General features: G+C 63.8%; 12 protein-coding genes. 8 read left to right on the forward strand and 4 right to left on the reverse strand.

What is annotated here, in order from left to right; all coding sequences use genetic code 11:
• Both OXT71_09015 and OXT71_09020 read right to left on the reverse strand, forming a co-directional pair.
• A partial coding sequence (locus OXT71_09015; GenBank protein MDE2926523.1) for an efflux RND transporter permease subunit occupies positions 1 to 1,434 on the reverse strand: 1,434 nt, incomplete at its 3' end.
• On the reverse strand, positions 1,431 to 2,639 hold the full coding sequence (locus OXT71_09020; protein MDE2926524.1) for an efflux RND transporter periplasmic adaptor subunit: 1,209 nt from the start codon (positions 2,637 to 2,639) through the stop codon (positions 1,431 to 1,433). The genes OXT71_09020 and OXT71_09015, both read right to left, overlap by 4 nt.
• A gap of 559 nt (positions 2,640 to 3,198) precedes the next feature.
• On the opposite strand from OXT71_09020, the gene OXT71_09025 reads away from it, so the two are divergent.
• The 5 genes from OXT71_09025 to OXT71_09045 all read left to right on the forward strand — a co-directional run bounded on the left by OXT71_09025 (position 3,199) and on the right by OXT71_09045 (position 11,837).
• Positions 3,199 to 4,269, forward strand: coding sequence for a Rieske 2Fe-2S domain-containing protein (locus OXT71_09025; GenBank protein ID MDE2926525.1), 1,071 nt, complete (start codon positions 3,199 to 3,201; stop codon positions 4,267 to 4,269).
• A gap of 376 nt (positions 4,270 to 4,645) precedes the next feature.
• The gene (locus tag OXT71_09030; GenBank protein ID MDE2926526.1) at positions 4,646 to 7,900 is read left to right on the forward strand and encodes an efflux RND transporter permease subunit; all 3,255 of its coding nucleotides are present in this window, start codon (positions 4,646 to 4,648) and stop codon (positions 7,898 to 7,900) included.
• Positions 7,901 to 7,906: 6 nt separating this feature from the next.
• Positions 7,907 to 9,331 carry a hypothetical protein gene (locus OXT71_09035; protein MDE2926527.1) on the forward strand — a complete coding sequence of 475 codons (1,425 nt, stop codon included), beginning with the start codon at positions 7,907 to 7,909 and terminating at the stop codon, positions 9,329 to 9,331.
• Positions 9,332 to 9,421: 90 nt separating this feature from the next.
• Positions 9,422 to 11,146, forward strand: a complete 1,725-nt coding sequence (locus OXT71_09040) for a GMC family oxidoreductase (GenBank protein MDE2926528.1) — start codon at positions 9,422 to 9,424, stop codon at positions 11,144 to 11,146.
• Positions 11,139 to 11,837, forward strand: a complete 699-nt coding sequence (locus tag OXT71_09045; protein MDE2926529.1) for a gluconate 2-dehydrogenase subunit 3 family protein — start codon at positions 11,139 to 11,141, stop codon at positions 11,835 to 11,837. Before OXT71_09040 ends, OXT71_09045 begins: the two co-directional genes overlap by 8 nt.
• A gap of 15 nt (positions 11,838 to 11,852) precedes the next feature.
• Here the strand turns inward: OXT71_09045 and OXT71_09050 are convergent, their stop codons facing one another.
• Positions 11,853 to 13,145, reverse strand: a complete 1,293-nt coding sequence (locus OXT71_09050) for a hypothetical protein (GenBank protein MDE2926530.1) — start codon at positions 13,143 to 13,145, stop codon at positions 11,853 to 11,855.
• A complete protein-coding gene (locus tag OXT71_09055) occupies positions 13,142 to 13,492 on the reverse strand; it encodes a cupin domain-containing protein (GenBank protein ID MDE2926531.1) in 351 nt (116 codons plus the stop codon). The genes OXT71_09050 and OXT71_09055 overlap by 4 nt, the downstream gene beginning before the upstream one ends.
• A gap of 247 nt (positions 13,493 to 13,739) precedes the next feature.
• Between OXT71_09055 and mutM the strand changes: the two genes are divergently transcribed.
• The 3 genes from mutM to OXT71_09070 are packed head-to-tail and all read left to right on the forward strand — an operon-like array spanning position 13,740 to position 18,102.
• Positions 13,740 to 14,606, forward strand: a complete 867-nt coding sequence (gene mutM, locus OXT71_09060) for a bifunctional DNA-formamidopyrimidine glycosylase/DNA-(apurinic or apyrimidinic site) lyase (GenBank protein MDE2926532.1) — start codon at positions 13,740 to 13,742, stop codon at positions 14,604 to 14,606.
• A 26-nt stretch (positions 14,607 to 14,632) separates the two neighbouring features.
• Positions 14,633 to 16,306: a malate synthase A gene (locus OXT71_09065; protein ID MDE2926533.1), complete on the forward strand. Its 1,674-nt coding sequence runs from the start codon at positions 14,633 to 14,635 to the stop codon at positions 16,304 to 16,306.
• A 41-nt stretch (positions 16,307 to 16,347) separates the two neighbouring features.
• The gene (locus OXT71_09070; GenBank protein MDE2926534.1) at positions 16,348 to 18,102 is read left to right on the forward strand and encodes an L-lactate permease; all 1,755 of its coding nucleotides are present in this window, start codon (positions 16,348 to 16,350) and stop codon (positions 18,100 to 18,102) included.

An 18,102-nucleotide genomic window follows, 5' to 3' on the forward strand; every position in this document is an offset into this window, starting at 1 on the left:
CAGCGTGGCAATGACGACGATCGGCAGTGCCTTCCAGACCTCTCCGAAGCCCGCGGGTATGAAGAGCAGCGGAACGAACGCCACGATCGTAGTCAGCACGGCGAAGATCAGTGGCACCTTGATTCGTCGTGCACCCCGGATCGCCGCGACAACCCCCGGCGTGCCGCGCATTCGCTCCAGGTGAATGTGCTCGGACACGACGATCGCATCGTCTACGATGATTCCGATGGCGAGCACGAAAGCGAAGAGCGAAATCTCATGGAGCGGGATGTCGAACATCATCATGGCGGCCAGGGCGCCGATCGCGGAAACGCCGAGACCGACGGCGACCCAAAACGCCAACCGGACTTCGAGAAAAAGGCCAAGCGCGAACAAGACCAGCAACAACCCCAAGGATCCGTTTTTGAGGAGAAGGAGGCCCCGCTCCACGAATACCGAAGAGTCGTCGCTCCAGATAGTGATGCCCACGCCGTCGGGGAGCGAGGGCGCTATCTCGTTCGCAACATGGTCCCGAACGGCGCGCGCCACATCCATCACCCTCTCGCCGTCGGCTCGCGAAACCTCAACGAACACGGCGGGATGGCCCTGGTGCCGCACGATCAAATCCGAGTCCTCGAAGCTGTCGCGCACCTCGGCAATATCACCCAAGCGCACCGCTGTGCCGTCGTCGCGGCCGAGGATGACGATCTCCTCGAAATCCTGCTGATCGTAGCTCTGACCGAGGGTCCGAATCCGCACCTGGGACTGCTCGGTATTGATGCTGCCCGCAGACAGATCCAGGGAACCGCGGCGAATCGTATTGGCGACATCGGTCAGAGTAAGCCCAAGGGCCCGCAACCACTGCAGTGGCACTTCGATCGAGATCTCGTAGTTGCGCACACCGCTAATCTCGACCTGGGACACGTTCGGGAGCGAAGCGAGATCGTCCTCGATACGGTAGGCGAGCTCTTTCAGCGAGCGCTCGGGAACGTCGCCGTAGAGGATGAGGCGCATCATGCTCTGGGCGTTGGTCATTTCCCGGATTCGGGGCCGCTCGGCTCCGCCCGGGAACGTCTGAATACGCCCGACCGCCGACTCGATTTCATCCCTCTTCGCGCCCATGTCCGTACCCGATCTGAATTCGACCCTGACGGACGCCATTCCCGGGGCCGCTACGGACCTGACCGCCTTCACATCCGCCAGTCCACGGACCTCATCCTCGATCTTGACGACGATGGCCTCCTCCACCTCGTCGGGCGTTGCCCCAGGGAGCGTCACGGAGATTTCGAACTGATAGAAGGGGACCTCGGGCCACGCTTCCTGCTCGAGGCCGGTCAGAGACACGAGGCCCGCAGCGAGGATGCCGAACATCAGCAGGTTGGCCGCGACGCTGCTGCCCGCCATATAGGCGATTGGCCCGCCGGGTTCCGCCGGTTGTTGTTCGTTTTGGCTCATTCCGCCGAACCGGCCGCTGTTTGTACCACCATGCCTTCGGTGACGAATTGAATGCCGCCTGTGATGGCCAACTGCCCGTCTTCCAGGGCGCCGACCACCACGGCTTCGTCGTTGGCCCGCTGCAAGACGCGGACCGGGACAATACTCACCGTCTGGTCTTCACCAACTGTCCAGACCTCGTCGCCGGTTTGCAGTGCAGCCCGCGGCACCCGGAAATAGCTTTCCGGTACAAGACCTTGAATCTTTACCTCCACGAACTTGCCTACCAGGAGCGGGGGTGCATCGCCGGACCCGTCCGCCGGAACTCCCGCCGAAAAAGGGTTGGGCACCCGCACAATCGCGTCGATGGTTCGCGTCTGCTCGTCGACTGAGACTTCAGCCCGGTCGACGTAGCCCTTCCAGACATAGCTGGCGTCGTCGAACCTGGCGGTCACCCGGGCGGCCACCCGCCGTTCGGCGTCTCCCGCGCGAAGCTTCCAAAGCCCTGGAATCATGGCGGCGTTGGCGTCGGACAGGGGCACGGCCACCTCGACGGCCTCGGCCGCCATCAGCCGCCCAACGGTCTGGCCTGCGGACACGAACTGCCCGGTATCCACCGATTCGTTGCGCACATAGCCGTCAAACGGCGCCCGCAGTTCGGTTCGGGACAGGGCCAGCTCGGCGCCGGCGATCTGGACCTCCACACGGTGCAGCGCGGCCCGAGCCGCCTTGATTTCCGGTTCCCCCAACGCCAAGGGCCCCGGTTCGCCCACCGGAGCTCCCGCCTCGAGTTGCTGGCGCGAGTACTCCTCGAATTCGGCGCGGGCGAACGTCCCTTTTTCCCGGGCCAAATCGAGGGCCACCCGACGGGCTTCGAGCTCGGCCTCCGCCTCGCGCAGGCGTTGCAGATAGTCGGCGTTGTCGATACGCAGGATCGGCTGACCGGACTCGATCCGCCCGCCGCTCTGGAAACCCGGTTCCAACCAGACGACGCTGCCGCTGACGAGCGGAGCGATGTCGACTTCCGCGCTGGGCCGTACGGTGCCGGCGCCATAGACGGGGATGGCTCCGGTGCCGGCCGCAACCCGGCCGGTCTGGGCAAAGGGAATCTGGGGAGGCGGCTCGGTGCGTTCCGGTTCGGGCGCCAGCGACACCAGGTAATAGGCCAGGTAGACGGAGCCGGCAAGAATGGCAACCGCAACCAGGTAGCCGAGTATCTTCCTCATGGTGATCTACCCGGCGGAAGCGGACCCGGCCCGGGAATTCGCCGGCCGCTTCGCGAAGCTGATCCCAAGTCTCGCCGGCCGACAGGTACGCTGTAAAAGGACGGCTGATTTGAGGGAATCCATGAACTGAGGTAAGCAGAAGCCTGTGACTAAATTCCGGCAAAAAGGACGTTATATCCTACCATTGGCAGAAATGGCTGCCTAGGAGCCTGCACCGCAGAAATCAATCTACTGCGAAAGCGGGGAATCGGTCCATATTTCCCCGATTTCTCGGCGAATAGAACAACTATGCACCTCAAAATCGTGAAAATCTGTCCTCGATTCCCCACTTTCTCGCTACGATCATTTCTACGGCGCAGACTCCTAGACGGTTCCGAGGTTCGGTCCACGGGAAATCGCCTGGGTCGCGACAGGAGATTTGCGAGCCGCGTGTGATGCGTCACCGGGCCGAAGAAAGAATGGGGTCGTCGATAACGGATAGAATGGAGTAGTAGCTTCGTGTATTCCCACTTGGCTTGGAGGCTACCGGTGCCGTCAGACGACGTCACTTCGGTGGATCATGGCAAAACGACATTTCGAGCCTGACGATTCCTCCTCGCTGCTTCCGTTTCCCGAGGGTTGGTACTTCGTTTCCAGCCGTGAGGCCATTCTCACGGCGAAACTGATCCAGAAGACCTGGATGGGCGAGGAAATCGTCGCCTGGTGCGACGGTGAAGGGCGCGTCTGCGTGGCCGAGGCGGTCTGTCCGCACCTGGGGGCCGATTTGGGGCCCGATGCCGGAGGCCGGGTACGCGACGGCTGTCTCGTCTGTCCGTTTCACGGCTACGAGTTCGACGCCGGCGGCCAATGTGTCGCGACTCCCTTTGCGCCGCCGCCAATGGCCGCGAAGCTGAAGGTGTTCGAGATACGCGAAGTTCGCGGCATGGTGTTCGCCTGGTGGGGCATCGACGGACGCCCGCCGCAATGGAGCCTTCCCGAGGATCCGCCGTCGGGAGCGGACTGGAGCGAATTGGGATTCCAGGCCCTCCGCTTTCCCGGCCATCCCCAGGAAACGACGGAGAACGCCGTGGACTTGGCGCACCTGCGGTACGTGCACGGCTATGACAATGTCAGCCGAATCGGGCGGGTGACCGTCGACGGCGCCTGTCTCGAAAGCCGCTTTGACTTCAAGCGGGTCCAGACCATTGGCGGGATCATGAAAATGGCGGTCGATATTTCCGCCTTCACCCGCGTCTTTGGACTGGGCTACTCGTTCGTCGAGATCCGCGAGCGGTCCGTCCCCCTGGACATGCGCCTGTGGGTACTCGCAACGCCCGTTGACGGGAAGTTCGTCGAGGTCGTCCTCGCCGCGCAGGTGCGGGAAATCCGGAAACCGAAACGGCCGATCATGGGCCTGAGTTTCCTTCCTCCGGGGCTGCGCAACAAATTCATGAACCGGTTCATGTTGTGGCAACAAAAGCGGGACGTGCTGCAGGATGTGGAGATCTGGAGCCGGAAGCGGTACCGGTCCCGCCCCAGACTGTGCCGGTCCGACGGCGAGATCGGAATCTTTCGACGCTATTGCAAGCAGTTCTATCCGGACCCCCGGGACGGCGGCGTCGAGCGCAACCAGCGTCCGGTCAATCCATAGTCGACAGCCGTCGCCATTTCGCCGGCGGCGATCCGAAACGGGGGATCTCCCCGGGGACGGAGCCGCCTGACGCCAAGATTCCGGGGCGGTGCGTCTGCCCGCTCTGCCCGCGCCGGTCCTTGCGCCCTGGGCGTTTGGCGCCTCCAGGCCCCGACCCCGCATCGTCTGCAAACAGGTACAATATCGGGATCGGAGCAAACGCCGCGGCGGTCACGAGTCGGAAGCAACGAATTCGATTCGGGACGATTGGACGTGCGTTGCGGCCAGGCAAGGGGAGTCATCGCTTCGTGAAGGCGCGAGAACTCGAAACTCCAGCGACCGTCACCGGCGGCGTGGCGGACCAGATTCGGGTGGATTCCGGCTCCGAGGCGTCACCATGAAGGGACTCGTCTCCTGGTTCGCATCCAACGGGGTCGTGGCCAATCTGCTGATGGTCGTGATCCTGGTGGGCGGCGCCCTCTCCCTTCCCGAGATTCAAAAAGAGGTCTTCCCGGAATTCTCGACGGACCAGATCAGCGTGTCGGTGGCCTATCCGGGCGCTGCGCCGGAGGAGGTCGAAGAGGGAATCTGTATCCGGATCGAGGAGTCTGTTAAAAGCCTTGCCGGAGTCAAGCGGATCACGTCGACGGCTTCCGAGGGCAATGGCATCGTGAACGTGGAAATCCTGGAGGGAACCGATGCCCGGGAACTTCTGGACGACGTCAAGGCCCGTGTGGACGCCATCAGCACCTTTCCGGAAGAGGCCGAACAGCCGGTCATCCAGCAGTTCATCGTCCGCAACCAGGTCATCAACATAGCTGTCTCGGGACCAGCCGACGAACGGACCCTCAAGCGGGTCGCCGAGCAAGTTCGGGACGAGGTCGCCTCTCTGCCCGGGATCACCCAGGCCGAGCTTTCCAGCGCCCGCCCCTATGAAGTCTCCATCGAAATTTCGGAGGACGCCCTGCTCCGCCACGGTCTGACCTTCGATCAGGTAGCGAGGGCCGTCCGCCGATCGTCCCTCGACCTGCCCGGGGGCTCGGTGAGGACCGAAGCCGGTGAGATCCTGCTGAGAACCAAGAGCCAGGCCTACGTGGGGGAGGAATTCCGGCGGTTGACTCTGCTCTCGAGACCGGACGGCACGCGGGTCCTGCTGGGAGACGTCGCCCGGGTCGTGGACGGATTCGCCGAGACCGACCAGGTGGCCCGGTTCGACGGTCAGCCGGCCATCCTGGTCCAGATCTTCCGGGTCGGGAGGCAGAGCGCTCTGGAGATTGCCGCCGCCGTGCGGGAGTACGTCAAGCAGAAACAGCTCCAGTTGCCGGAAGGTCTGACGCTGACCACTTGGAAGGACGATTCCCGCGTCCTGCGGAGCCGGATCGACCTGCTGATCAGGAACGGTTTGGCGGGGTTGGCGCTGGTCGTTCTGACTCTGACGGTGTTTCTGAGGGTCGGCCTGGCATTCTGGGTCAGCCTGGGCATCCCCATTTCGTTTATTGGCTGCCTCCTGGCATTGCCCCATCTGGACGTCTCCATCAACATGATCTCCCTGTTCGCCTTCATCGTCGTGCTGGGAATTGTGGTGGACGACGCCATCGTCGTCGGCGAGAACATCTTTTCCCAATACGAACAGGGGAAGCCCAAGCTGCGGGCGGTCATCGACGGGACACAGGAGATGATGATCCCCGTGTTCTTTGCGGTGGCGACCACGGTAGCCGCCTTCTCTCCGTTGCTGATGATCGAAGGCTCCACCGGGAAGATCATGCGGGTCATTCCGCTGGTGGTCCTGCCCACACTGATCTTTTCACTGGTCGAGTCCCTGCTCATCCTGCCCCATCACCTCTCCCACCTGAGACGCTCCGAGGGGCTGCGGAAACGGGGATTGTCCGGGATGTGGAACCGCTTCCAGGACCTGATCTCGCGCCAGCTCAAACGATTCGTCAAGCGAGTCTACGAACCGTTCCTGAGCGTGGCCGTCGAGTGGCGCTATCTGACGGCGGCCCTGGGGGTTGCCACCCTGGTGCTGGTCGTCGGCCTGATTCTGGGCGGAAGAATCAAGTTCAATTTCTTCCCTCCGGTGGAGGCGGACAACGTCATGGCCTTCCTGACCATGCCTCAGGGCACTCCGGCCGAGGTCACGGGCCGCGCCTTGCGGAGAGTGGAGCGGGCCGCATCGCTGCTTCGGGAGGAGCTCGACTCTTCCAGCCAGGGAGGCGGCTCGGCCAGCGTCTTCCGCCACGTGCTGACTTCCGTGGGGGAACAACCCACCCGCGTCCTTCAAAACCGACAAAGCGGAGACGTGTCCCGGTTTTCCGGTGCCCACATAGGATCGGTGAACATCGAATTGGCGCCGTCCGAAGAACGGCCCCGGGCACAAGACGGCAGACTCATCAGCAGCAGCGAGATCGCCAACCGCTGGCGGGAACTGACGGGGACCATCCCGGACGCCGTGGAACTCACCTACTCGGCCTCGATCTTCGCCGCGGGGGCTCCCATCAACGTTCAGTTCTCCGGCCCCGATCTGGACCAACTGCAGGAGGCCGCGCGCCGGTTCAAGCTGAAATTGAACGAATTTGCCGGGGTCTACGACATCGCCGATTCCTTCCGGGCCGGAAAGCAGGAGGTCAAGCTCAAGATTCATCCAGCCGCCGAATCCCTGGGCCTGACACAGGCGGACCTGGCGAGACAGATTCGACAAGCCTTCTACGGAGAAGAGGTCCAGCGGATTCAGCGGGGCCGTGACGAGGTCAAGATCATGGTCCGGTACCCTTCCGACCGGCGCCGTTCCCTGGGGCAGATGGAAGGGATGCGGATCCGGACTCCGGAGGGCGGAGAGGTTCCTTTTTCGGTGGTGGCCGATTCGGAGCTGAGCCGCGGTTTTGCGACCATCCGCCGGGTGGACCGGAATCGCGCCGTCAGCGTGACTGCGGAAGTGGACACTCAACGGGCCAACTCCAACGAGATCCTGGCGGAACTGGAGAGCGGCTACCTTCCCTCCCTGTTGCGGCAGTTTCCAGGCCTGACCTATTCGTTGGAGGGCGAGCAGGAACAGCAAAGCGAGACGATCGACGGTCTACTCCAAGGCTTCGGCATGGCGCTGGCTGCCATATTCGCATTGTTGGCCATACCTCTCCGGTCCTATTTCCAGCCCCTGCTCATCATGAGCGCAATTCCCTTCGGCCTGGTGGGCGCCTTTTTGGGGCACAAGATCCTGGGTATGGATCTGAGCATCCTCTCGGTATTCGGCATCGTGGCCCTGGCGGGAGTGGTGGTGAACGACAGCCTGATCCTGGTCGATTACGTCAACCGGCAACGGCGTGCCGGAGTCCCGCTCCGGGAGTCGATCCTGACGGCCGGGTCGGCTCGGTTCCGACCCATATTCCTCACCTCCGTGACCACTTTCGCCGGTCTGACCCCATTGCTCATGGAAACGAGCCTCCAGGCCCAGTTCCTGATTCCCATGGCGGTCTCCCTGGCGTTCGGCGTCGTATTCTCGTCTCCGGTCATCCTGGTTCTGGTGCCGTGCACCTACATGATTCTGGAGGATCTGGGACGAGGCGCCCGGTGGCTCCTGGGGCGCCCTCCCGTGCAAGAACCGGAACCTCCGACTCTGATCGCTGCTCCGGTGAAAGGCGGGAGCCCCCGAAGCTAGTATCTGATGACCCCACGATTTCCGGTCTGGGAAGTCTTGGACTCCTATCTGGATCCCGCGCTCTCCCCCGACCCCGGACGCGCCCGGACCGGGACCCGGCGCCTGTTCCGGGATCTGATCGAACCATTGAGCGACTCCTTCCTGGTCCGCGACCGGCGGCTCCAGCAGCAACTGTTGGCTCGGATCGTCTCCCGGGTCCGCCGGCTCCCGGAGGCGCAGTCGTTTCATGAAGGGCTCGACCGGGTGGGGATGGACGATGAAGACGCCGTCGTCGACCGGGCTCGGCGGTTGGCCGGGATGAAAACGGAGGCCCTTCCGCGACGGGTCAGACGGGTGCTGATTCCCTCCCGCGTGACCCTCGGCGCCGATCTGCTGCTCGCCGGCCCCATCGTCCGAACCTGCCTGGACGCCCTTCCGAATGCGGAAATCGTGTTCCTGGGCAGCCGTAAGAACGCCGGGCTGATCGCGGCGGACTCAAGCCGTTTCCGGATCCGCGAGCTCTCCTATCCACGCCGGGGCTCCCTGCTGGAACGAATGCTCGCCTGGGTGGACCTGATGGACGCCGTCAACGAGGAGATCCTCGGACTGTCGGCGGACCGGGAACTCATCGTCATCAATCCCGATTCCCGATTCCTGCAGAGCGGACTCCTGCCGCTGGTTCCTCCCGGCCGGGAGGCGGGGAGCTACTTCGGCTGGGATCCGTCCGTTTCAGGTAAAGAAACGGAGGAGCGCAGCCAGTTGGAGGACCTGAACCGTTGGCTTCGGGAGATGTTCCGGTCTCATCCCCCGAATCCGCTTCGGGGTCCGTCTCTGCACCTTGAGGATTCGGTCCGTCGTCGGGCGAAAGAGATGCTGGCCTCCCTGAATCCGGGCCGGGATCCGGTTCTGGTGGGCATGAATCTGGGAGTCGGAGGCAATCCGGACAAGAGGATTCATCGGAACCGGGAATCGGTCTCGGATTTCGAGCGCCTGTTGGTGACCGGTTTGCTGGATCAGGGGGCGACGCTGGTCTTGGATGCCGGTTTGGGCCGGGACGAGCTGGAGCAGGCGCGGCGTCTCTACCTTGAGATCGGTGAGCGGGGCCATGGAACGGCCCGAATCGCGGGAGGAAGGCTGCTGCGGGACGACCCGGGCACATTGCCGGTCCGGCTGGTTCTGTTTCACGGCCCGGTCGATGAGTTTGGGGCCCTGCTGGAGCAATGCCGGATCTACGTCGGCTACGATTCGCTGGGTCAGCATCTGGCCGGCGCCCTGAACCTCGACCTGGTCACCGTGTTCGGCGGGCATGCCTCACCCTTGTTTGCACGCCGCTGGAGACCGGGGGGCAGCGGAAGGATTCAGGTGATCGAGTCGGGTCCCGGGCCCTTCGGCACCCGGCGTCAGGCAGTGTTGGCCGGCCAGGTTCTGGCTGAGGCCCGAGCGCTGCTCTGAGTTCTTCCTCTTTGCTTCAATTTGGTTTTCGCCCGGAAGTGGGAGCCCGGATCCCGTCTCACGCCCCTTTTTCTCGACGGTTGCTTGTGCTTGAATAGCCATGTGCTGGAGGTCATTCGGAGTCCCAAGGTCTACGACGTGGTGGTCATCGGTTCCGGCGCCGGCGGCGGCGCCGCAGTCCAGGTCCTGACCGGGAAGGGCATCGAAGTGGCCCTCCTGGAAGCGGGCCCCATGCTGGATCCCGAAAAGGACTACAAGGAGCACATGCTCCCGCACCACGTGGACCACCGGGGCGCCGGCGAAGGTGGGGCCCATTACTTCGGAAGGCAGCCTTGGGGCTTCTTTCGGGCGCCCAACGGAGCCTGGGATCTGGAGGGCGAACCCTACACGGTGGCGCCCGGCAGCGAATTCCGCTGGTTCCGGTCCCGGATCCTGGGTGGACGCACCAACCACTACGGCCGGATCTCACTTCGGTTCGCCGACTACGATTTCGTGCCCTACTCCATGGACGGGCTGGGCACCGACTGGCCCCTCACCTACGACGACCTGGCTCCCTACTACGACAAGGCCGAGGCCTTCATCGGGGTCACCGGGAGCATCGAGGGCATCCGGAGCGCGCCCGACGGCATCTTCCAACCGTGCCCGCCCCCCAAGGCCCACGAGCACCTCATCAAGCAGGCGTGCAGCCGGATGAACATCCCCTGCATTCCCATGCGGCGGGCGGTCATTACCAAGCCGCTGAACGGCCGGCCGGCCTGCCACTATTGCGGGCAGTGCGGCCGCGGTTGCATCACCGCTTCCAACTACGCCTCCAGCCAGGTCCAGATCCTGCCCGCCCTGAAGACGGGCAAGCTGAAGATCTTCGATCAGGCCATGGCCAGGGAGATTCTGAGCGACGAAAACGGCCGCGTCACTGCCGTCTCCTACATCGACAAGAAGACTCGAACCGAGCAGCAGATCCGGTGCCGGGTCGTCGTGTTGGCGGCCAGCGCCTGCGAGTCCGCCCGATTGTTGCTCAACTCCCGGTCCAGCCGCTTTCCCCAGGGCCTGGCCAACAACTCGGGAGTGGTGGGCCGGTTCTTGATGGACACCGTCGGTCTGGGCGTCGGAGGATACGTGCCGGCCCTGGAGGGCATGCCCCATTACGACACGGACGGCTTCAGCGGCGGCCATGTCTACTCGCCGTGGTGGGAATGGGACAAGAAGAACAAGGAATTCCCCCGCGGGTACCACATCGAGATCGGCGGCGGCTTCGGAATGCCCGGAGTCGGCAGCTTTCAGGGCCAGGTGAACCGGATCGGCGGCTACGGGCGTCAGCTCAAGGACCGGATCCGGAAGGAATACGGGTCCTTCGTCTACTTCGCCGGGCGCGGTGAGATGATTCCCAACAATCTGAGCTACTGTGAACTGGATCCCGTGACCGTGGACAAGTGGGGGATTCCGGTGCTGCGCTTCCATTTCAAATGGAGCGACTACGAATGGAAGCAGGCCCGGCACATGGAGCGAACCTTCGTCGACCTCATCGAGTCCATGGGCGGGCAGGTGCTGGGCCGCCGGTCGCCCCGCCAGGACGGGAAGGGCATTTCGGTCCCCGGCACCATCATCCATGAGTTGGGGACGGTTCGGATGGGGAACGATCCGCGGAGTTCGGCCCTGAACCAGTATTGCCAGGGTCACGAGGTCCCGAACCTTTTCGTGGCGGATGCCGGACCGTTCGTGAGTAATCCCGACAAGAATCCCACCCTCACCATCACGGCGCTGGCTTGGCGCACGTCCGATTACATCGCCGAGGAGATGAAGCAAGGCCATGTCTGAACCAGACGGCCGACAAGGCAATGAAGTTTCCCGCCGGGTGCTGCTGCAGCGGATTGCCCTGGCCGTGGCATCGGCGGGCGTGCTGGATCTGAAGGCCGGCCGGCATGTCCACAAAGCGGTGTCCCAGGAGAAGCAGCGGACCGGCGAGTACACGCCCCAATGCTTCAACGGGGGCGAATACCAGACGCTGCAGCGGCTGAGCGAATTGATCATTCCGGCCGACGGCCGATCCGGCAGCGCTCTGGACGCCGGAGCCCCCGAATTCATCGACGTGCTCGCCAACCAGAACGAGGAGTTGGCGGAGATCTTCATCTCCGGAATCTTCTGGCTCGACCGGGAGATGGGGCGCCGCCGGGCCCGCCGTTTCGCGGAGGCCACCGAGGAGGAGCAGATTCGGCTCTTGGACGACCTGGCCGCCGTTGCGGATCGGTCAGCGGGGATGCTGATCGATTTTCATTCCGCCCCGGAATATGCCGGCTTTCAGGATTACACCGCCCGTCCCGGCGGGCGGCTGGGGCCCGGCGCCCGTTTCTTCGTGTGGGCGCGCCGCCTCATCGTGGATGCCTTCTACACCAGCCCCATCGGGTACGAAGACGTGGACTACAAGGGCAACCATTACCGCACCGAATACGAGGTCCCGCAGGAGGCCATCGACTACGTCATGAAGCGGAGTCCCCTCGGAACCGCGTGATTCTTCGAGTCTTGTTCAGGCGTCTCCGGACGTCCCATTCCCCGGCCGGCCATTCCCGTAGATGGTCACCACTCCGGTCCGATCGTCTCCCCCCAGGTTAGCCGCCAGGCCGTACTCGGGACGGTGTGCGATCTGGTAACCGCCGCATCGGCCCTTCAACTGCTTGAAGATCTCCAGGGCCTGCTTGACGCCCGTGGCGCCCACCGGATGGCCGAAACCCATGAGGCCGCCCCCCGTGTTCACCGGCAGATCTCCCTCGATGGTCGTGGTGCGGTTTCGGACCAGGTCCGGCGCTTCCCCCGGCCGGCAAAATCCCAGAGCCTCATAGAGGAGCAATTCGGTGACGCTGAAGCAGTCGTGCACCTCGGCCACGCCGATCTGTCCGGGTTCGACCTGCCCATCCTCATAGGCTTCCCGGGCGGCCCTTTCGGCCGTGGAAAGCCTCAGGGGATCCGGAGTTTCGTCCAGGGGAGCGGTCGCGTGCCCGTAGGAGAGGATCTGGACGGCGTCCCGGACCGGGGACTTGCCCAGTGCCTTCAAGCCCCGGTCCGAAACCAGGACCAGGGCCGAGGCGCCGTCGGAAACCTGGGAGCAGTCGCTCACCTTCAGGTAGTCGCGGAACTCGGGATGACTGAGAAACCGGGGGTTGCGGTCGGAGGGAGTCGCCGCCTCTTCGAGGGTCAACCGGACGGCCTGCATGTGGGCGTTCGGATTCCGGTTGGCATTCGAGTAGGCCTTGACCACGACCCGGGCCAGGTCTTCTTCCCCCACGCCGTACTCCTGCCGGTAGGCCTTGGAGCGGCGGGCGAAAAGGCAGGGGAAGGTGAAGGGATCGCAGCTTCGCTGGGTCTCGTAATGGGCGGCCCGGGCCAGGTAGTCGGCGCCCTTCCTGGCGCTGACCGTAGTCTGCACCTCGACCCCGGCCACCAGGACGAAGTCGCAACCTGCGGAAATGGCGTCGATTCCCGCGATCAGCGCCAGCCCGCCCGATGCGCAGGCTCCCTCGACCCGGGAGAAGGCCTTGTTCCTGAAACCCGGCCGGACACCGGCCAGGAGTGATCCAAGATGTCCCTGCTTGGAGAAGAGCTCGCCGGTGAAGTTGCCCACGTAGCCCCGCTGGACCTGGTGGTCCGAAACCCCGCTGTCCTCCAAGGCCCCGGTGACGGCCCGCTTCAGGTGCTCTTCCAGCGACGGGTTGGTCCTCCGTCCATAGTCGGGATGCCCTTTCCAGATGAAGTCGGGATGGAATTTCCCGATGAAGCCGCTGTGGGCGCCCCCGATCAGGTGCACGTTTCGCGAAGGCTTCATTCGGCCTCTCCGTCCGCCCACAAGGCGGCGTAGTCCTCCCGGATGGGACTGAAGATGTCCAGGGCGCGTGCAGGTCCCCCCACGGCCCTTGCTTGATGAGGGGTGTCGGGAGGAATGATGTAATACTCTCCCGGCTCCAGGACTCTCGACTCGGAACCGATCTGCAGCTCCATACGGCCCTCCAGCATCACGCCTCCCTGTTCATGTGGATGACTGTGGAGGGGAACATGGCCACCGGGTTCGAAGTCCACGATGGACAGCATGAGATTCTCGCCGTGAGGCGCCCTGATCCGGATCCCGGGAAAGATCTCCCGGGCCTCGATTTGATCCAGTTCCAAAAAAGGCATGCGTCCGCCCCTTTCCATCCGTTTCACTCAGTCTACATGGTACAGGGTCACGCCGGACGCTGTCATTGGAAGCCGGCCGCCGTGCGGTTGTGCGGGACAACTGTTTATCTTTGACTTCCCACTCCTCACTTCTCACTCCTCCAATTGCTATATATGATGGCCGTCATGCATCGGGCTGTAGGAGATTTCTCCTTCTCGCACAACATTTGTGAGGAGCGAGACGGGGCCGTTGTCGGGGGGCGCAAGCTTGCCTGAACTTCCCGAAGTCGAAACCCTGCGCCGGGAACTGGAGCCGCGTCTCCGGGGGCGGGTCATCCGATCGCTGAGCACGTTTCCATCGCGGGTCTTCCAATTGGACCCCGCCTTCCTGGAGGCGGCCGTCGCCGGACAGACCATCCACGCCGTGTCCCGCCGGGCGAAGTACCTCATCTTCAAGCTCGACCGCTGGTACTGGATCATTCACCTGGGCATGACCGGCCAGCTCACGGTCCCGGACCAATTCGGGAAGAGCAACGGATCGAGTCCGGGCGGGGACGCCCACATCGCTTTCGTGGCCCGCCTGTCCCGGGGCCGGATTCTGGTGTTTCGGGACGTCAGAAAATTCGGCCGGGTCATGCTGCTCTCCCGGGACGGGGGTGGCTTGGGCTCCCGCCTCGGCTCCCTGGGTCCCGAGCCCTTGGACACCGGCTATCTCCTGGAGGACTTTCTGGGCAGACTCGGCAAGAGGAAGGCGCGGATCAAGTCGTTGCTGCTGGATCAGAAGGTGGTGGCCGGGGTCGGAAACATCTATGCCGACGAGGCCCTCTTCGAAGCCGGCGTGCATCCGGCCAGAAGAGTCCGGTACATTCGCCGATGGGAGAAGGTGAAGCTGTTCGAAGCGATTCCCCGAGTGTTGGAAAGGGCCGTACACCATGGCGGGACGACCCTTCAGGATTATCGGAGGAGCCGCGGAAATCCGGGAGAATATCAGTCTTTGCTCAAAGTGTACGGGCGCGACGGGCAGTCCTGCACCCAATGCGGGTTCACGATTCAGAAGACGGTCATCAGCCAGCGAGGCAGTCATTTCTGTCCGAATTGCCAGCCCCGGAAGCCTCGTCCCAGACCGGTCGCTTGAGATTGCATTCAGGAGGAGGGAAGAGAATGAGCAGTCGAATCCAATGTGCTCCGGTTCCAGGCGCAGCCGAGTTGATGAGTCCTGAATTCCAGGACTATCTGCTGGCCCTTCACGATCAGTTCGCAGGCCGCGTCCTGGAACTTCGAGCGAAGCGCGCTCAGGTGGTGAAACGAGCCCTCCACGACGGCGTCGGACCGGCGCACCTGCCTCCGAGCGACGCCACAACCGGCGATTGGAGCGTTCCCGAAGTGCCCGAGGAACTCCGCGAACCGGGGATCGAAATCTCGGGTCCCGCTTCCATTACCAGCATGTTCATCAATGCCCTGAATCCGGGTCCGGATGGATTCCGCGCCCAGGGCGATCTGGACGACGACGAGGACTCGGCAGGCCACCGCTTGGTGGACACGCTGCAGGCGGCAGCCAACCGGAAGGGCGCCGTGGATCGCACGCTGACCTTCTACAACGCCGCCAAGGGAAAGAAGTACGAGCTCGCGGACGGGGACCTTCCCTTCTTCATGCACCGGGAGCGGGGGCTCCACCTGGACGAGCCGGAGGTCCTGGTGGACGGAGCGCCTGTTTCCGCCAGCATCCTGGGAACGGCGCTGACTCTCTTTCATGCCGGTCAGGCCCAGGCCCAAAGGGGTCAGGGGATCTACTTCTACCTTCCCAAGATGGAGTCGGCCGGGGAAGCGGCTTTTTGGAGAGATTTCTTCGCCGCGAGCCAGGATCTTCTGCCGGGTCTCCGGAGCGCCACGATCCGGGCCATTGCCCTGGTGGAGTCGGTTCCCGCCGCTTTCCAGATGGAAGAGATCCTTTACGCGCTGGGAGAGTACGCGGCCGGGCTCAACGCGGCGCGCTGGGACTTCAAGGCCAGCATCCTGGAGTACGTGATGGCGGACCCGGATTCGGTTTGGCCCGACCGTTTCGACGTGGACATCAAGACCACCGATTTTCTGATGCGGATCTTTCGCCGTCTGGTGGCCATCTGTCTCAAGCGCGGCGCCGTGCCCATCGGCGGCATGGCCACCGCGTTGCCGAGCCGCGACGCCGAGGTGAACCAGGTGGCGGCGGAAGCGATTCGGGCCGACAAACAGTGGGAGGCCGAGCAGGGATTTCTCCGGGGATGGGTGGCCCATATCTTTCACATGAAGACGGCGGCGGATCCCTTTCGGGAATTGAGGGGTTCGGGTTGGACGCCATCGCCGGAAATGGCGCGGCCCGAGAACTACCCCATCGAGATCACCGTCCCCGAGGGTCCCATCACCGAGGCGGGGACGCGCCGGAACGCGCGCATGCTGCTGGAGTACCTGGAGGGGTGGCTCAACGGGCGGGGCGCCAAGGGAATCGACAGTCTGGCGGGGCAGCCGGGCAAGCGGCCGGCCCTGATGGAGGACCTGGCCACGGCCCGGATCTCGGTGGCCCAGATTGCCCAGAGAGTGCTCCACGAAGCCCAGGATGCCGAAACCGGCCGGAGGCACGATTTCGCTCTGGTCAAGAGGCTGCTGGGGGAGGAGTTGGAGAGCATCCTGGAACTGAGTGGGGCGGCCTCGTCCGGGACCGGCGCAGCCGGCCGATATCGGGATTCCTACAAGATCGCTCTGCAGTGGGTCAGGAACTATACGGAACTGGACTTCAGGAGTCTGGGCTCCTACACGCGCGGCGACCTGGCCAGAATCGCCGCCGGACCGGACGCCTTCTAACCGGCGGCCGGCGCCCACTTGCGTATCGAAACAAATAAATCGTGTTGGCTCTGCTGTCCCTGCTCCCCATTGCCGTAGTCGGTCTCTTCCTGGTCGGCCTCCGTTGGCCGGCCAGCCGGGCCATGCCCATTTCCTACGTCACCGCGGCGGGGCTGGCCCTCCTGGTCTGGCAGGTTCCTCCGGCTCAGGTGGCGGCCGCCTCCGTCAATGGCCTGGTGGTTGCCCTCTCCCTGCTCTACATCGTGTTCGGGGCCATCCTGCTCCTGAACACCCTGGAGGAGAGTGGAGCTCTGGGCACCATTCGCCGCATCTTCACCGATATCACGCCGGACCGCCGGATCCAGGTCATCATCATCGCCTGGCTCTTCGGCTCCTTCATCGAGGGGGCGGCCGGTTTCGGGACGCCGGCGGCGGTGGCCGTGCCCCTCCTGGTCGCGCTCGGTTTTCCCGCCCTGGGCGCGGTGATGGCCGGAATGATCATTCAGAGCACTCCGGTCTCCTTCGGAGCCGTCGGGACCCCGATCCTGGTGGGTGTGAACACGGGACTCTCGGCGGACCCCGCCGTTGTCTCCTTCTCCTCCCAAGCCGGCTTTGCGGACTGGTCGCAGTTCCTGATCATGATCGGAACCAAGGTTGCCTTGCTCCATACGGTGACAGGCACTCTCGTCCCCCTCTTTGTGCTCGCGCTCCTGACCCGGTTCTTCGGCCGGAATCGTTCCTATCGGGAAGGCCTCCAGGTCTGGAAGTTCGCCCTTTTCTCCGCTTTCGCCATGACGCTCCCCTACCTGCTGGCGGCGTGGCTGCTGGGGCCCGAATTCCCCTCCATGTTCGGAGGCTTGTTCGGACTGGCCGTCGTCGCCGGGGCGGCCAAAAAGGGTTTTCTCATGCCCGCGCGGGAGGAATACTGGGAGTTTGACGACCGGACGCGTTGGCCGGCGGAGTGGTCCGGCACCGTCCAGGTCGGGGGCTCCGGAGGCGCCCGGGTGGAATTGGGCGCACTGCGGTCATGGCTTCCTTATCTGCTGGTGGCGGTGCTTCTGGTCTTGACTCGCCTCCGGGAACTTCCGTTTCTGGGCTGGGTCAGTTCCTGGACCATCACTCTGCCGAACCTTTTCGGGACCGATATCACGGCCTCCGTGCGTCCGCTTTATCTTCCCGGGACCATCTTCATTCTTGTCTGTTGCCTGACCTTCTTTCTGCATTCCATGGAATGGACTCGTTTCAGGAGGGCCTGGAGCAAATCTGCCCGGACCATGCTGACAGCGTCCGCCGCTCTGGTCTTCACGGTGCCCATGGTCCAGGTCTTCATCCACAGCGGGGGCGGGGACTCGGGTTTGGAGAAGATGCCCATCGTTCTGGCTGACGGTGTGGCCGCCGTGGCCGGCTCGGCCTGGCCTTTTTTCTCCCCGCTGATCGGGGGCCTGGGGGCGTTCGTGGCCGGCAGCAATACGGTGAGCAACATGATGTTCTCCTTGTTCCAGTTTGGGGTCGGGGAGCGGGTCGGCGTCGATCCCACGTGGGTTGTTGCGCTCCAGGTCGTCGGCGGCGCCGCCGGCAACATGATCTGCGTGCACAACGTGGTAGCGGCTTCGGCCGTCGTGGGGCTGGTGGGCCGCGAGGGCCTGGTGTTGCGCAGGACGCTGATTCCGTTTGCCTACTACGCGCTCTTTCCGGGAGCCCTGGGATATTCGATTCTTTGGACCGCCGAACGTGGCTTGGCCAATGCGGGCGTTGTTGTGGTGCTGGCCGTCTGGGGGGCGGCGGCCTACCTGATTGCGACCCACCGCAGGGGATGA

Source organism: Acidobacteriota bacterium (assembly GCA_028874215.1).
Taxonomy (GTDB): Bacteria; Acidobacteriota; UBA6911; order RPQK01; family JAJDTT01; genus JAJDTT01.

Bases quoted from the DNA above. Each gene is read 5' to 3' on its own strand.
- OXT71_09035 (MDE2926527.1), top strand. From the start codon at position 7,907: ATGACCCCACGATTTCCGGTCTGGGAAGTCTTGGACTCCTATCTGGAT.
- OXT71_09020 (MDE2926524.1), bottom strand. From the start codon at position 2,639: ATGAGGAAGATACTCGGCTACCTGGTTGCGGTTGCCATTCTTGCCGGC.
- OXT71_09050 (MDE2926530.1), bottom strand. From the start codon at position 13,145: ATGAAGCCTTCGCGAAACGTGCACCTGATCGGGGGCGCCCACAGCGGC.
- OXT71_09055 (MDE2926531.1), bottom strand. From the start codon at position 13,492: ATGCCTTTTTTGGAACTGGATCAAATCGAGGCCCGGGAGATCTTTCCC.
- OXT71_09030 (MDE2926526.1), top strand. From the start codon at position 4,646: ATGAAGGGACTCGTCTCCTGGTTCGCATCCAACGGGGTCGTGGCCAAT.
- OXT71_09025 (MDE2926525.1), top strand. From the start codon at position 3,199: ATGGCAAAACGACATTTCGAGCCTGACGATTCCTCCTCGCTGCTTCCG.
- OXT71_09065 (MDE2926533.1), top strand. From the start codon at position 14,633: ATGAGCAGTCGAATCCAATGTGCTCCGGTTCCAGGCGCAGCCGAGTTG.
- OXT71_09045 (MDE2926529.1), top strand. From the start codon at position 11,139: ATGTCTGAACCAGACGGCCGACAAGGCAATGAAGTTTCCCGCCGGGTG.